We start from the raw sequence: 25,024 nt of genomic DNA, 5'->3' as shown, positions 1-25,024 counted from the left end.
CGGCGCAACCGCGCCTTTGCTCACCCTACGACAGCGACGTATGCCGCTTACACCGCCGTCGCCTTGGCGAAGTCCACGTAGATCTCGCGCAGACGCGTCGCCATCGGGCCGGGCTTGCCGTCGCCGATCGTCTTGCCGTCGATGGCGACCACCGGCTGCACGAAGGAGGATGCGCTGGTGATGAAGGCTTCATTGGCGGCGAGCGCTTCGGCGACCGTGAAGGAACGCTCCTCGACGCGGAGCTGGCGCTCCTCGGCAAGCGCGATCACGGCCTTGCGGGTGCAGCCGGGCAGGATCGCGTTGGAGTTCTGGCGGGTGACGATGACGTCGTCCTTGGTCAGGATGAACGCCGTGGACGAGCCGCCTTCGGTCACATAGCCATCCTGCAGCATCCAGGCTTCGCCGGCGCCGGCTTCCGCCGCGGCCTGCTTTGCCAGCACCTGCGCCAGCAGCGCCACGCTTTTGATGTCGCGGCGCTCCCAGCGGATGTCGGGCACCGTGATGACATTGATGCCGGTCTTGGCCACCGCGGCGTTGATGATGTCCTTCTCGGACGTGAACATCACCAGGCTCGACCTGACGTCGGACTTGGGAAACGGGAAGTCGCGCCCCTTGTCGGCGCCGCGCGTCACCTGGAGATAGACGAGGCCGTTTACGAGCTTGTTGCGCGCGATCAGCTCCTTCTGCAGCTCGGTGATGCGCTCGATGGTCTCCGGCAGCTTCAACTTGATCTCGCCGACGGACCGCTCCAGCCGCGCCAGATGCGAAGCATTGTCGACCAGCTTGCCATCGAGGACGGCCGAGACCTCGTAGATGCCGTCGGCGAACAGGAAGCCGCGATCGAGCACCGAGATCTTGGCTTCCGAGAGCGGGACGAATGAGCCGTTGACGTAGGCGATCGAGTCCAAGGCAGATCTCCTGGGGAGGGAAGGGATTTGGCCACCGGTATAGGGGATTTGGCGGGCTGGATAAACCCTACCCTCGTCATCCCGGGACGCGCGTAGCGCGAGCTATGGTGCGCAATTGCGCACCTGAGGATCCATACCCCCGATGGTGGTTATGGATTCCGGGCTCGCGACTGCGTTGCGCCCCGGAATGACGGTGGCGGTGATTAATGCGAAAGAATCTTCGACAAGAACTTCTGCGCGCGGTCGCTGCGGGGCTTGCCGAAGAAATCGTCCTTCGCTGCGTCCTCGACGATCTCGCCGCGGTCCATGAAGATGACGCGGTTGGCGACCTTGCGGGCAAAACCCATCTCGTGGGTGACGACCATCATGGTCATGCCCTCGCGGGCGAGATCGACCATGACGTCGAGCACCTCGCTGACCATTTCCGGATCGAGCGCCGAGGTCGGCTCGTCGAACAGCATCACGATCGGATCCATCGCGAGCGCGCGAGCGATGGCGACGCGCTGCTGCTGGCCGCCGGAGAGCTGCGCCGGGAATTTCTGCGCCTGCTCCTTCAAGCCGACGCGCTCGAGCAGCTGCATGCCTTTGGCCTGCGCCTTGTCATGCCCCCTGCCCAGCACCTTCTCCTGCGCCAAGCAGAGATTGTCGATGATCTTGAGGTGCGGAAACAGCTCGAAATGCTGGAACACCATGCCGACGCGCGAGCGCAGCTTCGGCAGATCGGTTTTGGGGTCGTTGACCTTGGTGCCGTCAACGAGGATGTCGCCGCTCTGGAACGGCTCCAGCGCATTGACGCATTTGATCAGCGTCGACTTGCCCGAGCCGGAGGGGCCGCAGACCACGACGACCTCGCCCTTGGTGACATTGGTGGTGCAGTCGGTCAGCACCTGGAAGGTGGGGCTGTACCATTTGTTGACGTGGCTGATTTCGATCATGAGCGGGGAGCCCTAGCGAATGATGGCGATGCGCGCCTGGAGGCGGCGGACGCCGTAGGACGCGATACAGGAGATGGTGAAGTAGACCACGGCGGCGAACAGATACATTTCGACCAGGCGGCCGTCACGCTGCGCCACCTTGCTCGCCGCGCCCAGGAAGTCGGTGATCGACAGGACGTAGACCAGCGAGGTGTCCTGGAACAGCACGATGGTTTGCGTTATCAGCACCGGCAGCATGTTGCGGAAGGCCTGCGGCAGCACGACGTAGCGCATGCTCTGGGCGTAGGTCAGCCCCAGCGCACTCGCCGCGGCCGGCTGGCCGCGCGAGATCGACTGGATGCCGGCGCGCATGATCTCGGAGAAATATGCCGCCTCGAACATGATGAAAGTGACGAGCGAGGACGTGAACGCGCCGACGCTGATCGGACGCGAGGCGCCTGTCACCCACTGCCCGATATAGGGCACCAGGAAGTAGAACCAGAAGATCACCAGCACCAGCGGCAGCGAGCGCATGAAGTCGACATAGATGCCGGCGATGCGGCCCAGAATCTTGAATCCGGACAGGCGCATCAGGGCGAGCGCCGTACCGAAGATGAGGCCGCCGAGAGCTGCGAGGAAGGTCAGCGTCAGTGTGAACGTCATGCCCTCGTAGAACAGATACGGCAGCGCGCGGCGGATGACGTCGAAATCGAGATTGCCGAGCATCGCTTATTTCCCCGTGATGTAGCCGGGGATCGCGACCCAGCGCTCGAGGAAGCGCATCGCGGTCACGACGACGGCGTTGACGAGGAGATAGAGGATGGTCGCGGCGGTGAAGGCCTCGAACACCTGGAACGAGAATTCCTGCATCGAGCGCGCCTGTCCGGTCAGCTCGAGCAGGCCGATGGTGATGGCGACGGCGGTGTTCTTGATGGTGTTGAGGAATTCAGACGTCAGCGGCGGCAGGATGATGCGGAAGGCCATCGGCAGCAGCACGTAGCGATAGCCCTGCACGGTGGTCAGGCCGAGCGCAGTCGCCGCCATCTTCTGCCCGCGCGGCAGCGAGGAGATGCCGGCCTGCAGCTGCACGGCCACGCGCGCCGACATGAAAAAGCCGACGCCGATCGCAGCCGTCCAGAACGGCGCGTTCGGCAATTGCTTCAGCCACAGGCCCGCGGCTCTCGGCAGGATCTCCGGCAGCACGAAGAACCACAGGAAGAGCTGCACCAGAAGCGGCATGTTGCGGAAGAATTCGACGTAGGCGAAGCCGAACCAATTGGCGCCCTTCGACGGCAGCGTGCGCATGACGCCGACAATCGAGCCTGTGATCAGCGCGATCACCCAGGCCAGCGCCGCGGTCTTGAGGGTCAGCGCCAGCCCCGACAGCAGCATGTCGAGGTAGGTGCCGGTCCCCATCGGGTTCGGCTGGAAGAAGATTCCCCAGTTCCAGTTGTAGTTCACGTGTCCCCCGCGCGAACGCGCCCGTCATTGGACGTCTTGAGCGCCTATGCAAATGTCCGGCCACCCCAGTGTCAAGAGTGGCCGGACATGATCCCGATCGAAAGATCGAGGTTTTATCTTACTTGTAGTCGTCCGGGTTCGGCGAGTCCGTCGGCTTGGCGAACTCGTTCTTCAGCTCGGCCGAGATCGGCGTGTTGAGGTTCAGGCCCTTCGGCGGGATCTTCTGGGTGAACCACTTATCGTAGATCTTCTGGGCCTCGCCGGAGGTGTAGAGCGCAGCCGTGGCCGCATCGACGACCTTCTTGAACGCGGGATCGTCCTTGCGCAGCATGATGCCGTAGGGCTCCGGCTTGGAGAACGCATCCTTGGAGATAACGTAGTCGCCCGGGTTCTTCGAACCGGCGACGAGGCTCGCCAGCAAGATGTCGTCCATGACGAAGGCGACCGCGCGGTCGGTCTCGACCATCAAGAAGGCTTCGGCGTGATCCTTGGCCGGAATGATGTTGGCGCCGAGGCCCTTGGCGGCGTTGGCTTCGGTGAGCTGCTTGATGTTGGTGGTGCCGGCGGTCGAAACCACGGTCTTGCCCTTGAGGTCATCGATCGACTTCAGGCCGCTCGACTTCTTGAAGACATAGCGGCTGGCGGTCAGGTAGTGGGTGTTGGTGAAGGCGACCTGCTTCTGGCGCTCGGCATTGTTGGTGGTCGAGCCGCATTCGAGGTCGATGGTGCCGTTGGCCATCAGCGGGATACGGGTCGCCGAGGTCACCGGGTTGAGCTTGACCTCGAGCTTGTCGAGCTTGAGCTCCTTCTTCACGGCGTCGACGATCTTGTAGCAGATGTCCATCGCGAAGCCGACCGGCTTCTGGTTGTCGTCAAGATAGGAGAACGGGATCGAGGAATCGCGGAAACCGAGCGTGATCGCGCCGGTGTCCTTGATATTCTTCAGCGTGCCGGTCAGCTCCTGGGCCCCGGCCTGGCTGACGACGAAGGTCGCGGCGAGCGCGAGCCCGATGTGACGGAAATGTTTCACGTTTTTCTTCCCCTTTCGGATGATGCGGCCCGGATGCAAGCACAAATCGGGCCGGATTAGAATGTAACTTTCGGCTGGATTGTCGGCTCAGGTTAACGGGCCTGTCAGTAGCTTTGGCAACTCGCCGAGATCCCAGAACAGCCCGGCCATCACCGTCAAGGCCTCTTCGGTCAATGGCAGCAGGATGTGCTCATTGGGCGCATGCTGGGAGCAGCCGGGATAGGAATGCGGCACCCAGATCGTCGGCAGGCCCAGGATCTCGGAGAACACGTCGTTGGGCAGCGAACCGCCGAAATTCGGCAGGACGGCCGGCGCCTTGCCGGTGGTCGCTCGCACCGAATCCGCCGCCCATTTGATCCACGGACTGTCGAAATCGGTGCGCGATGCAGCAAAACTCTGCGCCGCGCGCACCTCGACCATCGGAAAGCCGCGTCCGACCAGATGTGCGCGGACAGCGTCGATCAGCCCTTCAACCTTGGTCCCAACCACGAAACGCAGTTGCAGCACGGCACTGGCCTGGCCGGGGATCGCGTTGGCCGGCTTCTCGATATTGCCTGAGGACATCGCCAGCACTTCCAGCGTGTTCCAGGCGTAGAGCCGTTCAGCAGCCGAAAGCCCCTCCTCGCCCCAATTTTCGGCCAGCGCCGGCTCGTCGGCAGTCGGCACCACCTCGACGTCGGCGAGATAGGAGCGGATCTGGTTGGTCAGCCGCGGCGGCTTCAAGGCATCGAGCTGCAGACGGCCGTGGCCGTCGACCAGGGTAGAGATCGCGTTGACCAGGATGGTCGCGGGGTTGGCGAGCACGCCGCCCCAATTGCCGGAATGGTGACCGCCGTCGCGCAAGTTCACGTCGAGATGGATGCGGATGCCTCCACGACAGCCGAGAAACAGCGTCGGCCGATCGGCCGAGAGGCGCGGCCCGTCGGAGGCCATGAACAGGTCGGCCTTGAGCGCGTCGCGATGGAGATCGCAGACCTTGCCGAGATCGGGCGAGCCGATCTCTTCGCCCATCTCGATGATGAACTTGGCGTTGAAGCCGAGCTTACCGCCGCGCGCCTCGCGCACCGCACGCAGCGCGGCCATATTGATGCTGTGCTGCCCCTTGTTGTCGGCGGTGCCGCGGCCATAGAGGCGCGTCCCGGAAGCATTGGTGCGCCAGGGATCTCGGCCATCACGCCACTCGCCTTCCATGCCGTCGACGACATCGCCATGGCCGTAGACCAGCACGGTCGGCAGCGAGGCGCTCTCGTGATGCTCGGCGAACAGGAACGGCGCCTTGCCGCTCGGGGATTCGACGATGCGGCTGGAAAAATCGAGCGCGGCGAAAGCCGGCTGCATCTCCTGCTCCAGATAGGCGCGCAGCTCGGGGCCGCGCTGCGGATTCTGGCTCTCGGTCCTGTAGGCGACGCGGCGGTCGAGTTCAGCGAGGAACGCGCCGGACTTGAAATCCTCACGGGCGCGGGCGATGGCGTCGGCTCTGGTCATGCTTGCTTTTCGAGACTGTGAGACGAAGGACCTTACCTGAGGCGGGTTGGCCTTCGAAAGTGGCGGGGACTTGGATAGTTCTTGTAGTTCTCTTCTTGTAGGTCTCTTCTCGTGGTCCTCTTGGGATTTCGTTCTTGCTTCTTGAGACTGGCCTGGCAGGCGCAGCTGCGACGCTGACTTTGGCCTTGCCAAGCGCAAGCCTTCTATTCTTGGCCCTTGCCAAGGGCCAATTATATGCAAGAACTTCGCCAAGTTGGGGCGCACATCTATCATTCGAAGAGCGCTCAGTACAGGGCGCCGAGGGACCAGCATGGCCAAAGAGATCAGGCTCAACGCCTTTGCGATGAATTGCGTCGCACACCAATCACCGGGCCTGTGGACCCATCCGCGCGACCGTACCGCCGAGTATAACCGCCTGTCCTACTGGATCGATCTCGCCAAGACGCTGGAGCGCGGCCGTTTCGACGGGCTGTTCCTGGCCGACGTGCTTGGCGTCTATGACGTGTATGGCAACAGCCCTGACGCAGCCTTGCGCAATGCAGCGCAGACGCCGTCGAACGAGCCGCTGCTGCTGCTGTCGGCGATGGCGGCGGTGACGCAAAATCTCGGCTTCGGCGTCACCAGCAATCTGTCCTTCGAGCCGCCCTATCCGTTCGCACGGCGGATGTCGACGCTCGATCACCTCACCGAGGGGCGGATCGGCTGGAACGTCGTCACCGGATATCTCGACAGCGCCGCGCGCGGTGCCGGCAAGGACAAGCAGACCGGCCATGACGACCGCTACGACATCGCCGACGAATATATGGAGGTCGTCTACAAGCTCTGGGAAGGCAGCTGGGAAGACGATGCCGTGCTGCGCGACCGCAAGCGCGGCATCTTCACCGACCCGGCAAAAGTTCATCGCGTCAATCATGCGGGCGCGAACTACCGCATCAACAACACCATTCACCTCAGCGAGCCCTCGCCGCAGCGCACGCCCGTGCTGTACCAGGCCGGCACCTCGCCGCGCGGCCGGCAGTTCGCGGCCAGGCACGCCGAGTGCGTGTTCATGTCGGGACCGTCAGCCAAGGTGATCGCGCCGCGCGTCTCCGCGATCCGGCAGGAGGCGGCCGCACTCGGCCGCGATCCGGCGGAGATCCTGATGTTCTCGATGATGACGATCATCCTCGGACGGACGGAAGCCGAGGCGAAGGAAAAATACGCCGACTACCGCCGCCACATCAGCCCAGAAGGCGCGCTGGCGCTGATGTCGGGATGGACCGGCGTCGACTTCTCCGGCTACGACCTCGACCAGCAGGTGCGCCACGTCCAGAACGATGCCGGCCGCAGCGCGATGGACAACGTGACCCGCGCCGACCCTGACCGCGTCTGGACCGTGCGCGACGTCATCGAGCATGTCGGCATCGGCGGCGCTGGCCCGGTCGTGGTCGGCACGCCCGAGATGGTCGCAGACAAGATCGAAGCATGGTTCGAGGCGACGGATGTCGACGGCCTCAACGTCGCGTTCGCGATCTCGCCCGGCGATTTCGAGGATATCGCCGACATGCTGGTGCCCGAGCTGACGCGGCGCGGAAGGTACAAGAGCGAGTACGCCAAGGGCACGTTGCGGGAAAAACTGTTCGGCGAGGGCCGCGCGCGCCTCGACGCGCCGCATCCCGCGGCGGAGTATCGCGTGGGGAAGAAGGGGTAGGCGGAAGATCGCGCCACAGCCAGGCTGTCGTCCCCGCGAAGGCGGGGACCCATAACCACAGGAAGTAGTTTGGCGAAGACTCGGGAGCTCGATACGCCTACCAGCCGCAGTCGATAGATCACGCGGTATGGGTCCCCGCCTTCGCGGGGACGACTGCGGGGCTACACCTTCCCGTCCACCATCACCTCGATCAGCTTGGTTCCCGGCCGATTGAACGCTGACGTCAGCGTTGCCTTCAGTTCGCTAACATCGCTGACCTTGATCGCCTCACAGCCGAGTGCCTTGGCGACGCCGGCGAAATCGACCGGCGGATTGACGAAATCCATGCCGACGTAATTGTCATCGCCGTGGAAGGCGAGCAGGCGCTGCTTGATGATGCGATAGCCGCCATTGTTGGCGATGACGACGTTGAGCGGCAGCTTGTGATGCGCCGCGGTCCAGAGCGACTGGATCGAGTACATCGCGCTGCCATCGCCGGAGAAGCACACCACGGGGCGATCGGGATTGGCAATGCTGGCGCCGACCGAGGCCGGCAGGCCCCAGCCGATGCCGCCGGAGGCGAGCCCGTGATAGCCGTAGCGGTCGCGATGCGGATACAGGGCCGTGATCTGGCGGCTGGAGGTGAGACCTTCATCGACCAGAATGGCGTTGTCAGGCATCGCCTCGACCATTTGCAGCACGAGGAAGTCCGGATCGATCGGTGTGCGGCCGGCACTCTTGCCGATCTGCTCGACCAGCGCCGCGCGGCGCGCGGTCCAGTTCTTCGGCGCGAGCTCGGCGAGACGCTGCTTCGCGCGGCTCGCGAGGGCTGCGCCGCCCATCTCCTTGAGTACCGGGATCAGCGCGCGCAGCGTTTCCTTCAGATCCGCCTTCAGCGCGATCTCGGCCCCGTAGTTCTTGGCGATCTCCCAATCGACGAGGCCGATCTGCACGATGCCGAGGCCCTCAGGCAGCGCATCGACCTCGCTATAGACCGACATCCGCAAGGGATCGCCGCCGAGCGCGATCAGCAGATCGTAGGGCGCGAGCGTATCGCGGGCGACCTTCTGCACGCGCGCGAGCGTGCCGACGAAGCTCGGGCTTTCGGACAGAAAGTGCGAGCCGTAGGGCGTCGAGGACTGATAGGCCGCAGCGCCGAGCAGCTCGGCCAGTTCAGCCGCCTCCGTCAAAGCATCGCTCTTGACCACCTCGTCCATGGTGACGATCACGGGACGCTCAGCCTTGAGCAGGCGTGCGGCAAAGGCCTTCAGCGCCTCGTCCGAAGGTTTCGTGCGCGCATCGATGCGGGTGGAACGACCGAGATCGATCCCGGCTTCGCTGTTGAGGATGTCGCCGGGCAGCGAGATGAACACCGGCCCGGTCGGCGGCGTCATCGCCACCTTGGCGGCACGGCGCACGATGCGCGGCAGGTCCTCCAGCCGTGTCACCTCGACCGCCCATTTCACCAGCGGCTCGGCCATGCGCACCAGCGGACCATAGAGCACCGGCTCCATGAGGCCGTGGCCCTGCTCCTGCTGGCCGGCCGTGAGGATCATCGGCGTGCCCGTGAACTGGGCGTTGTAGAGCGAGCCCATGGCATTGCCGAGGCCGGGTGCGACGTGGACGTTGCACGCGACGAGCTTGCCCGAGGCGCGGCTGTAGCCGTCGGCGATCGCGACCACCAGGCTCTCCTGCATCGCCATCACATAGGTGAGGTCGGGATGGTCCTTCAGCGCATGCATGATCGGCAGCTCGGTGGTTCCAGGATTGCCGAACAGATGCGTGATGCCCTCGTCCTTGAGCAGCGCGAGAAAGGCGGAGCGGCCGGTGATCTTGTTCTTCATGTTTCCTCCAGGAGCGGACCGTTGCCGCAAGGACCGAAAGCATGATGGCCGAGATGCTGGCAGAGGCGCAAGGAAGCGCGGTCATGGCTGCGTTGCGCGGGAGAGGCGCTACATCTCCTCCCGCCCGAGTTCGAACGGGTCGTCCCCGCCAGCGCGCTTCTTCCTTTTCGAGCGCTGCCAGACGACGCCGGGAAAGCCCTTCAGCGGCACCAGGGGCTCGCCGGTATAGGCCCATTCCTGCAGCTCCTCGATGGCGATGTGATAGAGCGGCTGGCGGCCGGTGCGCTCGTTGACAGGGCGCGCGGGATGTTGACCATGTGCGGCCCGCGCGGGCGCTCGTACATGATCGGCGTGCCGCAATGCGAGCAGAAGCTGCGCGCGATCTTCGTCGCCTTATCCTCGTAGCGGGTCAGCGCGGATTTGCCTGAGGTGATGCGGAAGCGCTTCTTCCAGCTTCCGACATAGGTGGCGTAGGCCGCGCCATGGGCGCGGCGGCTGGCAGCGGAATGATCGTGCCAGGCCCAGCGCGCGGGCACGTCGATCTCGAAGGCGACCTTGCCGCAGAGGCATTGGCCGGTGGCGATCCCTGCGGCGGCTGCGGCTTTGGCCATGGACGTCTCTCCGTCGTCATCGCTAGCGCAGCGAAGCAAGCTCGTCATTCCGGGGCGATGCGAAGCATCGAGCCCGGAATCCATCCCACGTCCAGGTATGCGGCCCGATGGATTCCGGGTTCGCGACTTCGTCGCGCCCCGGAATGACAGATCAAGCCGGCGTCAGCTCGTCATACACCGGATAATCCGTGTACCCCTTCTCCTCGCCGCTGTAGAACGTCGCGCGATTATACGGCGTGATCGGGTAGCCGTGCTCGAGACGACGCGGCAGATCAGGATTGGAGATGAAGATGCGGCCGAAGGCGATGATGTCCGCATGTCCGTCGGCGATCGCCGCATTCGCGGTCTCCCCGGTGAAGCCGCCGGCGGTCATCAGCACGCCGCTGTAGAGCGGACGGAACAGCACCATCGCCGATGGCACGTTCTGCCAGTTGACCTCGGCGCGGCCCGAGCCGCTGGAGCGCGGTTCGATGAAATGCAGGTACGCCAAACCCAGCTTCTCGAGCGCCTTCACGACATGGGTATAGAGCGGCATCGGATCGGGCTCGCCGGAATCATTGGCGATGCCGTAGGGCGACAGCCGCACAGCGACACGGTTCGAGCCCCAGACGTCGATCGCGGCCTGCGTGACCTCGAGCAGAAGGCGCGCACGGTTCTCGATTCCGCCGCCATATTGATCGGTGCGCTGGTTGCTGCGCGATTGCAGGAATTGCTCGAGCAGATAGCCGTTGGCGCCGTGGATCTCGACGCCGTCGAAGCCGGCGGCGAGCGCGTTCTTGGCCCCCTGCCGGAACGCCTCGACGATGCCCTTCACCTCATCAGTCTCCAGCGCGCGCGGCGTCTCGTAGTCGGCGATCTTTCCGTCGGCCGTCATCGCCTTCATGCCTTCGGCCTTGATCGGAATTGCCGAGGCCGAAACCGGCAGCTCGCCGCCGTGGAAGGAGGAATGAGAGACGCGGCCGACATGCCAGAGCTGGAGAAAGATGACGCCGCCCTTGGCGTGCACGGCATCCGTCACCTCGCGCCAGCCCGCGACTTGCGCCTCCGAATAGATGCCGGGCGTCGCCGGGTTGCCGCGGCCGTGCGAGAGCACCGGCGAGGCTTCGGCGATGATCAGGCCGCCCTTCGTCGCACGCTGGCCGTAATATTCGGCGTTGAGTGGCCGCGGCGCGAAAGTGTCGCGCTCGGCCCGCATGCGCGTTAGCGGCGCCATCGCGACGCGATGCGCGAGCTGGTAGGGACCGACCTGCAACGGCTTGAACAAGGCTTCGAATTTCATGTGGTCCCCGGATGTCTTTTAAAGGATGCAGATGATTGTGAGGGAGACTGACCGCCTGAAGGCGGTGGTTGTTCTCCCTCTCCCCGTTCTTACGGGCAGAGGGTTGGGGTGAGGGGCTGCCTCGGCAATCGCGGTGAGAGTGGACTCGCGGAGAGTCCCCCTCACCCGGAATCCGCGCGTTGCGCGAATTCCGCCTCTCCCCGCAAGCGGGGAGAGGCGAAGGAGAGCCGGCCTTACGCCGTCTTGATCCAGACGGCCTTCACGTTGAGATATTCCTCGACGTGCTGCTTGCCGGATTCGCGGCCGTAGCCGCTCATCTTGTAGCCGCCGAACGGCACGGCCGGATCCATCGCCTGGTAGCAGTTGACCCACACCGAGCCGGCACGCAAGCGTTTCGCCACCGCATGGGCCTTGCTGACGTCGCGCGTCCACAGACCGGAGCCGAGGCCGAACGTGGTGTTGTTGGCGCGTTTGACCAGCTCGTCCATGTCCTTGAACGCGATTGCGGAGATGACGGGGCCGAAAATCTCCTCCTGCGCGATGCGCATGTTGTCCTCGACACCCGCGAACACCGTCGGCGAGACGAAGAAGCCCTTCGACAGCGCGCCTTCGGTGACACGGCCGCCGCCGGCAAGCGCCCTCGCGCCCTCCTTCTGGCCGATGTCGAGATAGCCGGTGACGCGCTCGAGCTGCTGCTCCGAGACGAGCGGCCCGATCTGCACGTTGGGATCGAGGCCGTTGCCGACCTGCAGCTTCTTGCCGAACTCGGCGACGCGGCCGACGAATTCGTCATAGATCGAGTGCTCGACGAACAGACGCGTTCCGGCGCTGCAGATCTGCCCTGAATTGGCGAACACCGCCATCGCCGCGCCGGGCACGGCGGCGTCGAGATCGGCATCGGCGAACACGATGTCCGGCGACTTGCCACCGAGCTCGAGCGAGACGCGCTTGAGATTGCCGGCGGACGCACGGATGATCGACTGCCCCGTGACATGCGAGCCGGTGAAGGCGACCTTGTCGACGTCGTGATGCGAGGCGAGCGCCGCCCCCGCGGTCTCGCCATAGCCGGGGACAACGTTGATGACGCCGGGCGGCACGCCCGCTTCCATCGCGAGCTCAGCGATGCGCAGCGAGGTCAACGGCGCCTCTTCGGCCGGCTTGAGCACCACGGTGCAGCCGGTCGCGATCGCCGGGCCGATCTTCCAGATCGTCGCGGTCAGCGGACCGTTCCAGGGAATGATGGCGCCGACGACGCCGACCGGCTCTTTCAACGTGTAGGAGAAGATCTCGCCGGGCAGCGAGTTCTCGATGGTCTCGCCGTGAATCGCGGTGGTCTGGCCGGCGTAATAGCGCAGCATGCCGACGGCGCGCAGGCGGTAGGCACGGGTGCGGCTCAGCGGCGCGCCCATGTCGAGCGTGTCGAGCTGCGACAATTCGTCGAAATTCTTCTCGACGAGATCGGCGAGCCTCAGGAGCAGGTTCTGCCGCTCGAACGGCTTGACCTTACTCCACGGGCCTTCGAAAGCGCGACGCGCGGCCGCGACCGCACGATCGATGTCTTCCTTGTCGCCTTCGGCGACGGTTGCGAGCAGCTCGCCGGTGGCGGGATTGCGGGTCTCGAAGCGCTTGCCCGAGGCTGCATCGACCCACTTGCCGTCGATCAGCATCTGCTTGTAGGACCCGTTGGCGAACGGATGGCGCGTGATCGGAATAGCCTGCGACACAGCCATGGCTGCACTCCCTGTCAGGTGATTGATTGGTTCGATCTGGGCGGGATCGTTTGGCCGAGGATACAGCCGTGCCTGATCAGCGTAAAGGCAGCGCGGAACGAAGACCTCCCATGCCGACTTGTGCAGGGTCGCACGACTGCCATGCTATAGCTCGGCTGAAGGCTTTCCAGGGAGACGCTCGATGTCACATCCCGCCATCGTCAAGGACAATGTTGCCGTGATCACGGGTGGCGCAGCCGGCATCGGATTTGCCGCCGCCGCGGCATTTGCGCGCGCTGGAATGAAGGTGTGTATCGCGGATGTCGACGAGACACGCTTGGCAGAAGCTGCAACAAAATTGTCATCCGTAACATCGGCCGCAAACGTCATGACCTCGGCCGTCGATGTCAGCAAGATCGAGAGCGTGACGGAACTCGAGCGCGCCGTCCAAGAGCGGTTCGGCGGCACCGACGTTCTCATGAACAATGCCGGCATTCAGCCCGGCAGCACCTTGTTCGACGCGCCGGACAATTGGCAACGCATCATCGCCATCAACATGTGGGGCATCATCAACGGCTCGCGCATCTTCGCGCCAAACATGATCGCCCGTGGCAGGCGCGGCCTCATCATCAACACCGGTTCCAAGCAGGGCATCACCACGCCGCCCGGCGATCCCGCCTACAACGTCTCCAAGGCCGGCGTGAAGGCCTTCACCGAGGCGCTCCAGCACGAGTTGCGCAACACGAATGACTGTCGCGTCACGGCGCACCTGCTGATCCCGGGCTTCGTCTTCACCGGCCTGACCGCAAAGGGACGCACCGAGAAGCCGGCCGGCGCCTGGACGCCGGAGCAGACGGTCGATTTCATGCTGGCGCGGCTGGAGGCCGGCGACTTCTACATTCTCTGCCCGGACAATGACGTGCCGCGCGCGCTCGACGAGAAGCGCATGCTCTGGGCGGCCGGCGATATCGTCGAGAACCGCCCGCCATTGTCGCGCTGGCATCCGGATTACGCGGATGCGTTCGCGAAGTTTGTGACGCGAGAGTAGGCCTGCACCGCTTTCTCGCTCGTCCCCAGGGCTATCGCATATGACTTGTGGCGGCGGTCTGCGCGCACGCCTCGTCCTTCGAGACGGCGCTGACGCGCCTCCTCAGGATGAGGCAAATCGGCGTCAGTGCCCGTTGAAACTGCTGCCGCGCACTCCGACCTCATCCTGAGGAGCCCGCCTCAAGCGGGCATCTCGAAGGATGGCCGCAGGGAAATCTCAAATGCGATAGCCCTGCGCTCGCCTCGGCCTCCCGGGAGGGTGGGGTCACGGCCACCTGGCCTTGCCCCACCTTGACTCCCCCAAAATTCGTTATACAACATAACTATTCTGACAAGGACGCAAATGACACAAGGAAACGCCGAGACCGCGAATGCGGGTCCCTCCGGGCTGTTGAGGATCGAGCGGGCGGACCGGGTTCTGACCGTGGGTCTGAACCGGCCGGCCAAGCGCAATGCGCTCAATGACGGCATCATCCTGGAAATCGGCGAGTGTTTTGCGAACCTGCCCGAGGATATCGGCGCGGTCGTCATCCACGGTATTGGCGACCATTTCTCCAGTGGCCTCGACCTCTCCGAGCTGACCGAGCACGACGCCACCGGCGGGCTCCTGCACTCCCAGATGTGGCACCGGGTGTTCGACCGCATCCAGTACAGCCGCGTGCCCGTGATCGCAGCGCTCCGGGGCGCCGTGATCGGCGGCGGGCTGGAGCTTGCCTGCGCGGCCCATATCCGCGTCGCCGAGCCCTCGACCTATTTCGCGCTGCCGGAGGGGCAGCGCGGCATTTTCGTCGGCGGCGGCGGCTCGGTGCGGCTGCCGCGGCTGATCGGCGTTGCCCGGATGATGGACATGATGCTGACGGGACGCGTCTACAGCGCGACCGAGGGCGCGTCCTACGGCTTTGCGCAATATCTGACGGAGGCCGGCAACGGGCTCGGCAAAGCGCTGGAGCTTGCGACCAAGGTGGCGTCCAACGCCCCGCTGACGAATTTCGCCGTGCTCCAGGCGCTGCCGATGATCGCGGAGGCCAATCCGCAGACCGGCCTGTTGATGGAGTCGCTGATGGCCACCGTCGCGCAGAGCGACAAGGAGGCCAAGCGGCGGATCCGCGAATTCCTCGAGCACAAGACCGCGAAGGTGAAGCCCAAGCCATGAGCGTAAAGTCATGAGCGCGCAGCCGTCCTCTTCCGGCATCGAGCGCGGCGCGAGTAATTTCCCGCTGCGGCCCATCTCGTTCGGCGATCCCGTCGTCAACATCGAGCGGCGCGACGACGGCACGATTTACCTGCGGCCAAAGCAGCCGCTCGGCGACTATCCGGTCCGCATCACCGACCGCCTGCATCATTGGGCAACGACGACGCCGGACCGCCTCTTCATGGCCGAGCGCGAGGGCGGCCGCGGCTGGCGCAAGATCACCTATGCCGAGCTGCTCACCGCGAGCCGTCACATCGCCTCCGCATTGATCCAGCGCGGCCTGTCGGCCGAGCGGCCGATCGTCATCCTCTCCGGTAATTCGATCGACCACGCGCTCCTGGCGTTCGGCGCGTTCTATGCCGGCGTTCCGTTCTGCCCGGTGTCGCCGGCCTATTCGCTGGTGTCGAAGGATTACGGCAAGCTGTCCTATCTGATGAAGCTGCTCACGCCGGGCCTCGTCTTCGCCGACGATGCCGACAAGTTCGCCGATGCGCTCGCCGCCAACGTCTCGCTCGGCACCGAGATCGCCGCGTCCTATGGGCACGTGCCGGGCCGCGACGTGACCCTGCTCGCCGACCTGATGGCGACGCCGATCCGTGGCGATCTCGACGACGTTCACGGCAGGATCGGCCCTGACACGATCGCAAAATTTCTGCTGACCTCGGGCTCGACCGGCAATCCCAAGGCCGTCGTCAACACCCAGCGTATGATCTGCGCCAATCAGGTGATGCTGCGCGAGACGCTCGCCTTCCTGAAGGACGAGCCGCCGGTCATCATCGATTGGCTGCCGTGGAATCACACCTTCGGCGGCAATCACAACATCGGCCTGACGCTCTACAACGGCGGCTCGATGTATCTGGACGCCGGTAAGCCGGTGCCTGGGGGCATCGAGGAGACCGTGCGCAATCTCCGGGAGATTTCACCGACGGTCTATTTCAACGTGCCCAAAGGTTATGAATCGCTGCTGCCCTATCTGCGCGACGACCAGGGCTTGCGCGCCAAGTTCTTCGACCGGCTGCATGCGATGTTCTTCTCCGGCGCGGCGCTGTCGCCGTTCGTCTGGGACAGCCTCGATGAGCTCGCGGCGAAGGAGAAGGGCTATCGCGTGCCGATGCTGACCGGTCTCGGCGCGACCGAGACCGCGCCGTTCTTCATGTCGGTCAATCCGCGCACCAGCCGCTCCGGCCATGTCGGCCTGCCCGTCTCCGGCAACGACGCCAAGCTGGTGCCGAACAACGGCAAGCTGGAAGTGCGCGCCAAGGGGCCGAACGTGATGCCCGGCTACTGGCGCCAACCCGACATCACGGCAAAATCCTTCGACGAGGAAGGATTCTACAAGATGGGCGATGCGCTCAAGCCCGCCGATCCCGATGATTTCAACGCCGGCTTCGATTTCGACGGCCGCGTCAGCGAGGACTTCAAGCTCGCGAGCGGCACCTGGGTCAGCGTCGGTCCCCTGCGCGCGCGCCTCACCGCGGCCTGCGCGCCCCTGGTGCGCGACGTCGTCATCGCCGGCATCAATCGCGACGAGATCTCCGCGCTGGTCGTGCTCGATCTCGACGGCTGCCGGCTGATCAACCCGACGCTGCCGCCCGACGATCTCGTCGTCGCGACGCGCGACCGCCTGGTGCGCGAGGCGTTCCGCGAGCGTCTGACCCGTTTCCTCGGCCAGGCCACGGGATCCTCGACACGGATCACGCGCGCGATCCTGATGGACACGCCGCTCTCGATCGACAAGGGCGAAGTCACCGACAAGGGCTCGATCAACCAGCGCGCAGTGCTGGAGCATCGCGGCGAGCTGATCGAGGAGCTCTACGCTGCCAATCCGTCGAACCGTGTGATATCGGTCACCTAGAAAAATATCGCCAAAGGAGAACGCCATGTTGTTGAAGGATCAGGCAGCCATCGTCACCGGCGGCGCATCGGGACTGGGCGCGGCCACCGCGCGAAAGCTGGCCGCGCAGGGCGCCAAGGTCGCGGTGTGCGACCTCAACACCAAGCTGGCCGAAACGGTCGCGGCGGAGATCAAGGGCGTGGCCGTCACCTGCGACGTCTCCGATGCCGCCTCCGCTGAAGCCGCGATCGCGCAGGCCACCAAGGCCCACGGCCCGGCCCGCGTGCTGGTCAATTGCGCCGGCATCGGCGTCGCCAAGCGCGTGGTCGGCCGCGACGGCCCGATGGCGCTTTCGGATTTCGACAAGGTGATCAAGGTCAACCTGATCGGCACCTTCAACATGCTGCGCCTCGCCGCCACCGAAATGTCCAAGCTGGAGCCGCAGGCGACAGGCGAGCGCGGCGTCATCATCAACACCGCCTCCGTTGCCGCCTATGACGGCCAGATCGGCCAATCCGCCTATTCGGCCTCCAAGGGCGGCATCGTCGGCATGACGCTGCCGATCGCGCGCGAGCTCGCGCAGTTCGGCGTCCGCGTGTTGACGATCGCCCCCGGCCTGTTCCTGACGCCGCTGCTGGCGAACCTGCCGCAGGAGGCTCAGGACTCGCTCGCCGCCGCCATCCCGTTCCCGCGCCGGCTCGGCCAGGCCGACGAGTTCGCTGCGCTCGCGCTGCACATGGTCGAGAATGCCTACCTGAACGGCGAAGTGGTGCGCCTCGACGGTTCGCTGCGCATGGCGCCGAAGTAAATTCGCGGATTAAGGCCAGCCAGATGTTCGTGAACCAGCGCGAGGTCCAGATCCAGTGGGGCGATTGCGACCCTGCGAACATCGTCTACTACCCGCGCTATTTCGCGATGTTCGACGATTCGACCTCGACCCTGTTCGAGGCCGCCGGCTTCTCCAAGCAGGACCTGGTCCGCAAATACGGCCTGGTGGGCATACCCATGGTCGACACGCGTGCCAAGTTCTACATCCCCTCGACCTATGGCGACTGGATCACCATTGAAACCAAGATCGAGAGCATCAAGCGCTCGAGCTTCGAGGTGAAGCACAACGTCTACAAAGGCGGGGCGCTCGCGATCGAGGGTTTCGAGACCCGCGTCCTGGTCGGCCGCGATCCCGTTAACCCAGACAAGTTGAAATCGGCACCGTTCCCGGCGGAAATGGTAGCCAAGTTCACGGGAAGCTAAATCGCCGCATCACCAAAAGAGGGGGCTGAATTACCCCCCGATTTCTGCTTTCAAATAAACACGTCAAGGGAGGAATAGATGAAACGCTTTTATTTGACCGCTGCCATCACTGCGGCCGCGCTGGCTCTGCCGGCATTGCCCGCGCTGGCCCAGACCAGCGAAGTCACCATCGGCATCACCACCACCACGACCGGCCCGGGTGCGGCACTCGGCATTCCCGAGCGCAACGCGCTGGAATTCGTGCCGAAGGAGATCGGCGGCGTGCCGCTGAAGGTGATCGTGCTCGACGACGGCGGCGATCCCACCACCGCCACCACCAACGCCCGCCGCTTCGTCACCGAATCCAAGGCCGACATCATCATGGGCTCGGCGCTGACGCCGCCGACCATCGCGGTCTCCAATGTCGCCAACGAGGCCGGTATCCCGCACTTCGGTCTGGCACCCTTCCCGATCACGCCGGAGCGCATGAAGTGGTCGGTGGCGATGCCGCAACCGATTCCGATCGTCGGCAAGGTGCTGTACGACCACATGAAGGCCAAGGGTGTGAAGACGCTCGGTTACATCGGCTATTCCGATTCCTACGGCGACCTCTGGTTCAACGATTTGAAGGCGCAGGCCGTGCCGATGGGGATGACCATCGTCGACGAGGAGCGCTTCGCTCGTCCCGACACCTCGGTGACCGGCCAGGTGCTGAAGCTCGTCGCCGCCAATCCCGACGCCATCCTGGTCGGCGCGTCCGGCACCGCGGCCGCGCTGCCGCAGACCGAGCTGCGCGAGCGCGGCTACAAGGGCCTGATCTACCAGACCCACGGCGCCGCCAGCATGGACTTCATCCGCATTGCCGGCAAAGCAGCGGAAGGCGTGCTGATGGCCTCGGGTCCCGTCATGGCCCCCGAGGAACAGCCGGACAGCGCGCTGACCAAGAAGCCCGGCCTCGCGCTGAACTCCGCCTACGAGGCAAAGTACGGCCCCAACAGCCGCAGCCAGTTCGCCGGCCATTCCTTTGATGCGTTCGAGATCCTCAAGCGCGTCATTCCGGCGGCGTTGAAGACGGCCAAGCCCGGCACGCCGGAATTCCGCGAGGCCATCCGCCAGGCGCTGCTGACGGAGAAGGAGCTGGCGGCGAGCCAGGGCGTCTACAACTTCACCGAAAAGGACCGCTACGGCCTCGACGAGCGCTCGCGCATCCTGCTCACGGTGAAGGACGGCAAGTACACGCTGGTGAAGTAGGCGCTGCGAAGATTTGAGACAACGAGAGCCGGCCCGATGGGCCGGCTCTTCTGTTTGGTCAATGGCGTGAGCTGCGGCACCGGCGCAGGTGCGCCCCTCTCCCGCTTGCGGGAGAGGGTTGGGGAGAGGGTGCCTCCGCGTTGGGACCCTCCGAGACTTACGGAGAAAACCCCCTAGAGGAGAAAACCCTCACCCGGCGCTTCGCGCCGACCTCTCCCGCAAGCGGGAGAGGTTGCACCGAGTCAGCCGATGCACCGCGGCTACGCCGCCTGCCGCAGCGGCGTCCAGGCGAACTCGGGATAATAGTCGTCCATCATGCGGTCGACATAAGCGGTGAGGTTCGGAAATCCCTCGGCCCGCTCGCGCAAAGCGGATTCGAAGAACGGCGAGAGAACGCCGGCGAGCATGCCGAACGCAGTGGCATCGACGCCGCAGGGCCTGTTGCCCATCAGGTAGGCTTTGTCGCCGAGCTGCACCGACAGCGCGAACAGCGAACGCACGGCAAGATCGACGTCGTCATCCGGCGCATGGCGGCCGAGGCCAGAGAGCAGATAGTTCTCGGCGACGCGGAATTGAGCGTCCTCGCGCAGCTTCTCGCGATTGTGCTCCGGCGCACCGTCGAAGAAATGCGCGGGCCCCTTGGCGAAATTGACCGGATCGACCCAGCGCGCGCCCACCAGCGCCCAATAGACGTGGTGCTCGATCATGCGCTCGAACGCCCAGGCCTGCGCACGCTCGGCCAAGGTGAGGCCGGCATCGAAATCGAAGCCGTAGCGGCGCTCGATATGGGCCCGGATGAAGGTGGAATCGGCCACTGCTTCGCCGCCGTCGTCGATGAAGGGCAGCTGCCCCTTGGGCGAGGCCGGCGGCATCGCCCGCTCTTTCCGATAAGGCAGTCCCGCCATCTTGAGCTGCACCTCGGTCTTGGTGACGAAGGGGCTGATTTCCGGCAGGCCGAAGCCGGCGCCAAAGCCGTAAAGCGTGATCATGCAAGCTCTCCTGAACCTGTCGAACGAGTGGAAGGAACCTAGCGGCCGGCTGCTGCCACCATGGTGGCAGCAGCCGTGATATCTTCTGCGAAGCGGGCCCCGCGCCAGGCGCGGCCCATCAGATGGCGGACCAGCGCATCCGCGGCATGGTTCAGCGAGCGTGTCACCACGCTTGCGAGCGCAAATCGGAGATCAACGGCCATGAGATCGAGCGGAACGAGGCGGCCAAACGCCCAAGCCCGCAACATTTGGCCGTGCCACAGCTGCGCCCGCCACAGTGGACCGGCTTGGCCGAAATGGGTTGGAATGATCATGGACAAATCCTCTTCAGTCGATGTGTTGTCCCGGTATAGAACCCCCCTGCTGCCAACATCCTGTCAGCAGCCGCGCGCCGATTTCTGATCCGTCGTTCGAGAAGAGAATTGTCATGAGACGCGCCGACCGGCTGTTTCAAATCATCCAGGTGCTAAGGCGCACGCGTAAGCCGCTGACGGCAGACGCGATCGCGGCCGAGCTCGAGACTTCGAAGCGCACCATCTATCGCGACATCGCAACCCTGATCGGCCAGCGCGTGCCGATCCGCGGCGAAGCCGGCATGGGTTACATCCTCGAAAAGGGTTTCGACCTGCCGCCCCTGATGCTGACGCCGGACGAGATCGAGGCGGCCGTGCTGGGCGCGCAATGGGTCGCAGGCCACGCCGATTCCGCGCTGGCGCGCGCGGCCGAAGACTTGATGGCCAAGATCGCCGATACCGTCCCGGAGCGCCTGCGCCCCTTCGTACTGGAGCCGGCGAGCCGGGCGCGTCCGAGCTGGAACCGGGAACCGGACCGCCTGGACATGGCGCGCACCCGGACCCAGATCCACGAAGGCAAGAAGATCATGCTGCGCTATCGCGACGAACAGGGCCGCCCCAGCGAGCGCATGATCTGGCCGATCTCGGTCGGCTATCTCGAAGCCGTGCGGCTGCTGGCGGCCTGGTGCGAGCTGCGCGGCGACTTCCGCAGCTTCCGCACCGACCGCGTGGTCGAGGCGACCTATCTCGACGAGAAATATCCGGAACGGCGCGACGTGCTGCGCGCGAGATGGCGGCAGAGCCTGGTCTGGGGTCCGCCGAAGGACACGTGAGAACGATGGACGAGACCGAGCTGTCGAGCTGTTGCCAGGGCTGCGGCGCCTGCTGCGGCTATTCGCAGAACTGGCCGCGCTTCTCGATCGAGAGCGACGAGGAGCTTGCGCTGATCCCGGAGGCGCTCGTCAACGACCGGCAATCGGGCATGCGCTGCGAGGGCGATCGCTGCGCGGCATTGCAAGGCGAGATCGGAAGGATGACGGCCTGCGGCATCTATGACGTGCGGCCGGAGGTGTGCCGCACCTGCATGCCTGGTGACGCCGAATGCGCGATGGCGCGGCGGAAGTTCGGCCTGCCCGTTATCGAGGCCGCTTAGGCGGGGACGGCTTCGCCGATCTCGTCGTCGAGCTCGTCATCGAGCGGTGCGAGCACCGAGAGCGGCTTGGTCGACAGCGTGATCGGCTTGCGCCCACCCGTCAGCGACGTCGAAGCTTTCGCGGTACCTTCGCGCGACAGCGCGAAGAGCGTCGAGCCGACGCGGCCGCCATTCTCGATCAGGTCGCGCTCGCTGCAGCTCGCTGCGATCGCGACCGCCAGCGAGTGCAAATGGCTACGGCGGTAGCAGAACAGCGCCAGCCTGGCGCGCACGTCAGGGGAAACACTCTCAACCAGCCTCGGCAAGCCACTCTCGCTGGCGCGATACATCTCGCCAAGGAGCTCGTCGCGGACCGGGCAGAAATCGCTTTCAAAGGCGTCGCGGCTTGAAAACATTGCAGTTCTCCCTCGTGTAAGGAAGATGCAGCGCAATTCTCTAACGAAAGGTTAACCACGCTGCCCGGTAGTCACCCGGGGTGGTTGCGCGTCGGCCGCGAATCGGCGGGACGCCTTGGTGGGGTTTTCAAAGACTTCCGCGGCGTCATGGCCGGGCTTGTCCCGACCATCCACGGAAAGCCAGGAGGCACGAAGAACGTGGAGGCCCAGGACAAGCCCGGGCATGATGATCCCTCGTGCTGATGGCGATTGCCTCTCCCCGAAAGGCCCAAAGGCGACCTTCAGTTCGCCGCCATGAAGATCGCGAGGCCGAAGCCGGTCAGGTGGTGCAGCGCCTGGTCGACGCCGATCAGGGTCCAGAACCAGGGATGGGCGAGGTCGACGCCGAAATTGGCGGAGACGTATCCCTTGGCGCGGTCGATCGTGATGTGGATCAGGAAGTCGAAGAAGGCCACGAACCAGAATCGCGGCGCCACGATCACGATCAGCGGCAGCGCGACGGCAAGGTGGACCAGGCAGTGCACCAGGAGCGGCAGGGCCCAGCCATGCTTCTGGTCCTTGCCGTGCGCCATCCAGGCGGTTTGAAGAACGAAATCGGCGATGACGTGCTTGAAGGTGAGCAGCAACATCCAGCCAATGAGCGCTTCAACCGGAATCGCCGATGACATGGGTGGAAACGACAAAGCTGACGCCCTCATTGACGTGACGAGAAGAATTGGAGCGTTCAGCGCAACTTCTTCTTGGACCGGTCAAATCGCCGGGACGCGCAATTTATGACATCTCCCGCGGCGGAATGCAGCCGGGTGGAACCGGAAAATCGCCAAGTGTGGCTAACCGGTGATAGGATGGCCAATCGCCGCGGACATATCGACTAAGGTTACCTCCGGCTCGAAATTTGCATTCCGCTGCCTTCGCGCTATCATCGGCGATCGGGAATATCGTTCTTTTTTCAGGCGTTTACGAATTACCGGGCCCGCCGCGCTTCCAAGCCACGCGCCGCCGCCAGCCAAACGATAAGGCCAGAGTGCCGCCATGAGTACCGAAGGCCCCATCGCATCGCCGACCATGCCGCCGCCCCGGCGCCCCAAGGTGATCAAGACCAACCAGCAGCAGGTTCTCCTCTACGTCGTGCTGACCCTGCTGCTGTCGTTCGCCACCGTCTGGGCCGGCCGCACGCTGGTGCACAATTCGGAGACGCTGACCTTTGCCGTCGGCGGCCCCAACAGCGATGAGGCGCTGTTCGCGGCCAAGCTCGCCGCCCTCCTGAAGAACAACGCTTCGCGCTTGCGGATCAACATCGTCAACAACGCCGACAATGCCAAGGCGCTCGCGCAGTTCGACCGCAGGCAGGCCGACCTCGCCGTGCTGCGCACCGACGCCAAGGTGCCGCTGCGGGCGCGCACGCTCGCGATCCTCGAGCACGATCTCGTGCTCCTGCTCGGTCCCGGCAACAAGAAGATCAAGTCGCTGGCCGAATTGAAGAAGAAGAAGGTCGCGGTCGTCGCCGAGAACGAATCCTCGCTCGCCTTCGTCCGCAGCATCCTCGACGTCCCCGATGGCCCTGAGGCTGCGAAGATCCAGATGGCGCCGCAGGGCGCGACGCTCGACAAGCTGTTCGCCCCGGCAAACGGCTTCAGCGCGGTGATCGCGATCGTCCACGCCTCGAAGGCGGTCCGGGACAAATCCTATGAGCAAGCCGCCAAGCGCGGCGGCTTCACACTGAACACCATCGAAGAAGCCAAGACGCTGGCGCGCAAATTTCCCGGCATTTCCGATGAGACCGTGACAGCCGGCTCGGTGTCGACATCCCCGCAGATTCCCGACGACGATCTCGACACGATCGGTCTCGAATGGCTGCTGGTCGCGCAATCCCGGATGTCCCCAAGCACGGCCGGCGAGCTCGCCCGCATCGTCTACGAGAACAAGGCGGCGCTCGGGCTCGACAACGGCTTTGCCACCAGGATCGAGCCGGCCTCGGTCGAGAAGGACGCCTTCGTGGTCGCGCATCGGGGCGCCGCCGACTACATCAACGACGACACCAAGTCGTTCGTGGATAAGTACAGCGACCTGATGTATCTGGGCGTCGCGGCGCTCAGCGTCATCGGGTCGATCTTCGCCGCGATCTACGCCAAGATCACCCGCATCGCGCCGGAGAAGGCCAGCGAGCTCTCGACCGCCATCCTCGACATCGGCGAGCGGATCGAGCACGCCCATTCGCTGGATCAGCTCGAATGTCTCCAGGATGAGCTCGAGACCATCTTGCGCGGTGCCGTCATCGGCCTCAGGGACGGCACGATCAGTACCGACGGGCTCGACACCTTCAAGCTCGGCTACGAATTCGTCCGTGACGAGATCGGCATGCGCCGCGACTATCTGAAACGTCATGCCGGCGAAGCCGACACGACGGTACGCGATGCCGGCCCGGCTCCGTCGGACGATAGCAATGTCGTGGTGGTGAAGACCGCCCAGAGCGCCTGACCCCGCCGGATTGAGCAACCCACCCACCACGCTCGTGTCCCGGACATGCCGCAATGCCGAAGGCGTTGCGGTGCTGAGCCGGGACTCAGAAGCCGCAGTTTCCGCTGCTCGATGGGCCCCGGCTCTGCAGCGCATCATCACAGCGCGTCGAAGACGCGCGTAAACGCGCTTGTGGTGCTGCGCTGCGTCCGAGACGAGAGTGAGGCTATGCTCCCGACCGATCGCTGCCGGTCGTCTGGAACCCTGCCCACC

General features: G+C 64.6%; 23 protein-coding genes and 1 pseudogene. 10 read left to right on the top strand and 14 right to left on the bottom strand.

Translation table 11 applies throughout. The features are described from left to right. Positions 1-47: 47 nt before the first annotated feature. From XF30_RS07420 to XF30_RS07395, 6 genes are all read right to left on the bottom strand, one after another. On the bottom strand, positions 48-908 hold the full coding sequence (locus tag XF30_RS07420) for a D-amino-acid transaminase (protein ID WP_109142318.1): 861 nt from the start codon (positions 906-908) through the stop codon (positions 48-50). Positions 909-1,111: 203 nt separating this feature from the next. Further along, positions 1,112-1,843, bottom strand: a complete 732-nt coding sequence (locus XF30_RS07415; protein WP_035997285.1) for an amino acid ABC transporter ATP-binding protein — start codon at positions 1,841-1,843, stop codon at positions 1,112-1,114. Positions 1,844-1,855: 12 nt separating this feature from the next. Next, positions 1,856-2,548: an amino acid ABC transporter permease gene (locus XF30_RS07410; RefSeq protein ID WP_036021052.1), complete on the bottom strand. Its 693-nt coding sequence runs from the start codon at positions 2,546-2,548 to the stop codon at positions 1,856-1,858. Between the two features lie 3 nt (positions 2,549-2,551). Beyond that, positions 2,552-3,283, bottom strand: coding sequence for an amino acid ABC transporter permease (locus XF30_RS07405; protein WP_035997279.1), 732 nt, complete (start codon positions 3,281-3,283; stop codon positions 2,552-2,554). Positions 3,284-3,401: 118 nt separating this feature from the next. Next, positions 3,402-4,313: an amino acid ABC transporter substrate-binding protein gene (locus XF30_RS07400; RefSeq protein WP_109145612.1), complete on the bottom strand. Its 912-nt coding sequence runs from the start codon at positions 4,311-4,313 to the stop codon at positions 3,402-3,404. Between the two features lie 87 nt (positions 4,314-4,400). Beyond that, positions 4,401-5,798, bottom strand: coding sequence for a M20 family metallopeptidase (locus tag XF30_RS07395; RefSeq protein WP_109142317.1), 1,398 nt, complete (start codon positions 5,796-5,798; stop codon positions 4,401-4,403). Between the two features lie 310 nt (positions 5,799-6,108). Between XF30_RS07395 and XF30_RS07390 the strand changes: the two genes are divergently transcribed. Continuing rightward, positions 6,109-7,488, top strand: a complete 1,380-nt coding sequence (locus tag XF30_RS07390) for an LLM class flavin-dependent oxidoreductase (RefSeq protein ID WP_036021046.1) — start codon at positions 6,109-6,111, stop codon at positions 7,486-7,488. Between the two features lie 161 nt (positions 7,489-7,649). Here the strand turns inward: XF30_RS07390 and XF30_RS07385 are convergent, their stop codons facing one another. The 4 genes and pseudogenes from XF30_RS07385 to XF30_RS07370 all read right to left on the bottom strand — a co-directional run bounded on the left by XF30_RS07385 (position 7,650) and on the right by XF30_RS07370 (position 12,931). After that, positions 7,650-9,311: a thiamine pyrophosphate-binding protein gene (locus XF30_RS07385; RefSeq protein WP_109142316.1), complete on the bottom strand. Its 1,662-nt coding sequence runs from the start codon at positions 9,309-9,311 to the stop codon at positions 7,650-7,652. A 108-nt stretch (positions 9,312-9,419) separates the two neighbouring features. Further along, positions 9,420-9,922, bottom strand: a pseudogene (locus XF30_RS07380) (GFA family protein). A gap of 151 nt (positions 9,923-10,073) precedes the next feature. After that, entirely contained in the window at positions 10,074-11,201 is a 1,128-nt protein-coding gene (locus tag XF30_RS07375; RefSeq protein WP_109142315.1) for an alkene reductase, read from the bottom strand. Between the two features lie 233 nt (positions 11,202-11,434). Further along, entirely contained in the window at positions 11,435-12,931 is a 1,497-nt protein-coding gene (locus tag XF30_RS07370) for an aldehyde dehydrogenase family protein (protein ID WP_109142314.1), read from the bottom strand. 181 nt (positions 12,932-13,112) lie between these two features. On the opposite strand from XF30_RS07370, the gene XF30_RS07365 reads away from it, so the two are divergent. From XF30_RS07365 to XF30_RS07340, 6 genes are all read left to right on the top strand, one after another. Next, positions 13,113-13,958: an SDR family NAD(P)-dependent oxidoreductase gene (locus XF30_RS07365; protein ID WP_109142313.1), complete on the top strand. Its 846-nt coding sequence runs from the start codon at positions 13,113-13,115 to the stop codon at positions 13,956-13,958. 342 nt (positions 13,959-14,300) lie between these two features. Beyond that, positions 14,301-15,110, top strand: coding sequence for a crotonase/enoyl-CoA hydratase family protein (locus tag XF30_RS07360; RefSeq protein ID WP_109142312.1), 810 nt, complete (start codon positions 14,301-14,303; stop codon positions 15,108-15,110). Positions 15,111-15,120: 10 nt separating this feature from the next. Beyond that, positions 15,121-17,004 carry a feruloyl-CoA synthase gene (locus XF30_RS07355; RefSeq protein ID WP_109142311.1) on the top strand — a complete coding sequence of 628 codons (1,884 nt, stop codon included), beginning with the start codon at positions 15,121-15,123 and terminating at the stop codon, positions 17,002-17,004. Between the two features lie 25 nt (positions 17,005-17,029). Beyond that, positions 17,030-17,791 (top strand): SDR family NAD(P)-dependent oxidoreductase, encoded by a 762-nt coding sequence (locus XF30_RS07350; protein ID WP_036036313.1) that lies wholly within the window; start codon positions 17,030-17,032, stop codon positions 17,789-17,791. Between the two features lie 23 nt (positions 17,792-17,814). Then, on the top strand, positions 17,815-18,234 hold the full coding sequence (locus XF30_RS07345) for an acyl-CoA thioesterase (RefSeq protein WP_109142310.1): 420 nt from the start codon (positions 17,815-17,817) through the stop codon (positions 18,232-18,234). A gap of 78 nt (positions 18,235-18,312) precedes the next feature. After that, entirely contained in the window at positions 18,313-19,464 is a 1,152-nt protein-coding gene (locus XF30_RS07340; RefSeq protein ID WP_035997239.1) for an ABC transporter substrate-binding protein, read from the top strand. Between the two features lie 260 nt (positions 19,465-19,724). On the opposite strand, the gene XF30_RS07335 is transcribed toward XF30_RS07340, so the two are convergent. Together XF30_RS07335 and XF30_RS07330 are read right to left on the bottom strand one after the other, a co-directional pair. Beyond that, positions 19,725-20,453, bottom strand: coding sequence for a glutathione S-transferase family protein (locus XF30_RS07335; RefSeq protein ID WP_035997236.1), 729 nt, complete (start codon positions 20,451-20,453; stop codon positions 19,725-19,727). Positions 20,454-20,491: 38 nt separating this feature from the next. Continuing rightward, complete coding sequence (locus tag XF30_RS07330; protein ID WP_035997233.1) at positions 20,492-20,767, bottom strand: hypothetical protein; 276 nt, start codon at positions 20,765-20,767, stop codon at positions 20,492-20,494. A gap of 113 nt (positions 20,768-20,880) precedes the next feature. Between XF30_RS07330 and XF30_RS07325 the strand changes: the two genes are divergently transcribed. Together XF30_RS07325 and XF30_RS07320 are read left to right on the top strand one after the other, a co-directional pair. Next, entirely contained in the window at positions 20,881-21,579 is a 699-nt protein-coding gene (locus XF30_RS07325) for a helix-turn-helix transcriptional regulator (RefSeq protein ID WP_025033709.1), read from the top strand. Between the two features lie 5 nt (positions 21,580-21,584). Beyond that, positions 21,585-21,899, top strand: a complete 315-nt coding sequence (locus tag XF30_RS07320; protein WP_035997229.1) for a YkgJ family cysteine cluster protein — start codon at positions 21,585-21,587, stop codon at positions 21,897-21,899. Here XF30_RS07320 and XF30_RS38405 read toward each other — a convergent pair. Then, complete coding sequence (locus XF30_RS38405) at positions 21,896-22,294, bottom strand: hypothetical protein (RefSeq protein ID WP_035997226.1); 399 nt, start codon at positions 22,292-22,294, stop codon at positions 21,896-21,898. The two genes, XF30_RS07320 and XF30_RS38405, sit on opposite strands and share 4 nt — an antisense overlap. 281 nt (positions 22,295-22,575) lie before the next feature. Beyond that, the gene (locus XF30_RS07310) at positions 22,576-22,923 is read right to left on the bottom strand and encodes a DUF3307 domain-containing protein (protein WP_050995827.1); all 348 of its coding nucleotides are present in this window, start codon (positions 22,921-22,923) and stop codon (positions 22,576-22,578) included. Between the two features lie 403 nt (positions 22,924-23,326). Here XF30_RS07310 and XF30_RS07305 point away from each other — a divergent pair, with 403 nt between their 5' ends. Then, positions 23,327-24,772: a TAXI family TRAP transporter solute-binding subunit gene (locus XF30_RS07305; RefSeq protein ID WP_109142308.1), complete on the top strand. Its 1,446-nt coding sequence runs from the start codon at positions 23,327-23,329 to the stop codon at positions 24,770-24,772. The last annotated feature ends 252 nt before the right edge of the window (positions 24,773-25,024 follow it).

Source organism: Bradyrhizobium sp. SUTN9-2, from assembly GCF_003122645.1.
Lineage (GTDB): Bacteria > Pseudomonadota > Alphaproteobacteria > Rhizobiales > Xanthobacteraceae > Bradyrhizobium > Bradyrhizobium yuanmingense.
The sequence above is the reverse complement of the archived record's forward strand: the minus strand, read 5'-3'. Positions and strand labels throughout refer to the sequence as shown.

Bases quoted from the DNA above. Each gene is read 5' to 3' on its own strand.
- XF30_RS07415 (WP_035997285.1), bottom strand. From the start codon at position 1,843: ATGATCGAAATCAGCCACGTCAACAAATGGTACAGCCCCACCTTCCAG.
- XF30_RS07410 (WP_036021052.1), bottom strand. From the start codon at position 2,548: ATGCTCGGCAATCTCGATTTCGACGTCATCCGCCGCGCGCTGCCGTAT.
- XF30_RS07395 (WP_109142317.1), bottom strand. From the start codon at position 5,798: ATGACCAGAGCCGACGCCATCGCCCGCGCCCGTGAGGATTTCAAGTCC.
- XF30_RS07390 (WP_036021046.1), top strand. From the start codon at position 6,109: ATGGCCAAAGAGATCAGGCTCAACGCCTTTGCGATGAATTGCGTCGCA.
- XF30_RS07385 (WP_109142316.1), bottom strand. From the start codon at position 9,311: ATGAAGAACAAGATCACCGGCCGCTCCGCCTTTCTCGCGCTGCTCAAG.
- XF30_RS07375 (WP_109142315.1), bottom strand. From the start codon at position 11,201: ATGAAATTCGAAGCCTTGTTCAAGCCGTTGCAGGTCGGTCCCTACCAG.
- XF30_RS07370 (WP_109142314.1), bottom strand. From the start codon at position 12,931: ATGGCTGTGTCGCAGGCTATTCCGATCACGCGCCATCCGTTCGCCAAC.
- XF30_RS07365 (WP_109142313.1), top strand. From the start codon at position 13,113: ATGTCACATCCCGCCATCGTCAAGGACAATGTTGCCGTGATCACGGGT.
- XF30_RS07360 (WP_109142312.1), top strand. From the start codon at position 14,301: ATGACACAAGGAAACGCCGAGACCGCGAATGCGGGTCCCTCCGGGCTG.
- XF30_RS07355 (WP_109142311.1), top strand. From the start codon at position 15,121: ATGAGCGCGCAGCCGTCCTCTTCCGGCATCGAGCGCGGCGCGAGTAAT.
- XF30_RS07350 (WP_036036313.1), top strand. From the start codon at position 17,030: ATGTTGTTGAAGGATCAGGCAGCCATCGTCACCGGCGGCGCATCGGGA.
- XF30_RS07345 (WP_109142310.1), top strand. From the start codon at position 17,815: ATGTTCGTGAACCAGCGCGAGGTCCAGATCCAGTGGGGCGATTGCGAC.
- XF30_RS07340 (WP_035997239.1), top strand. From the start codon at position 18,313: ATGAAACGCTTTTATTTGACCGCTGCCATCACTGCGGCCGCGCTGGCT.
- XF30_RS07335 (WP_035997236.1), bottom strand. From the start codon at position 20,453: ATGATCACGCTTTACGGCTTTGGCGCCGGCTTCGGCCTGCCGGAAATC.
- XF30_RS07330 (WP_035997233.1), bottom strand. From the start codon at position 20,767: ATGATCATTCCAACCCATTTCGGCCAAGCCGGTCCACTGTGGCGGGCG.
- XF30_RS07325 (WP_025033709.1), top strand. From the start codon at position 20,881: ATGAGACGCGCCGACCGGCTGTTTCAAATCATCCAGGTGCTAAGGCGC.
- XF30_RS07320 (WP_035997229.1), top strand. From the start codon at position 21,585: ATGGACGAGACCGAGCTGTCGAGCTGTTGCCAGGGCTGCGGCGCCTGC.
- XF30_RS38405 (WP_035997226.1), bottom strand. From the start codon at position 22,294: ATGTTTTCAAGCCGCGACGCCTTTGAAAGCGATTTCTGCCCGGTCCGC.
- XF30_RS07310 (WP_050995827.1), bottom strand. From the start codon at position 22,923: ATGTTGCTGCTCACCTTCAAGCACGTCATCGCCGATTTCGTTCTTCAA.
- XF30_RS07305 (WP_109142308.1), top strand. From the start codon at position 23,327: ATGAGTACCGAAGGCCCCATCGCATCGCCGACCATGCCGCCGCCCCGG.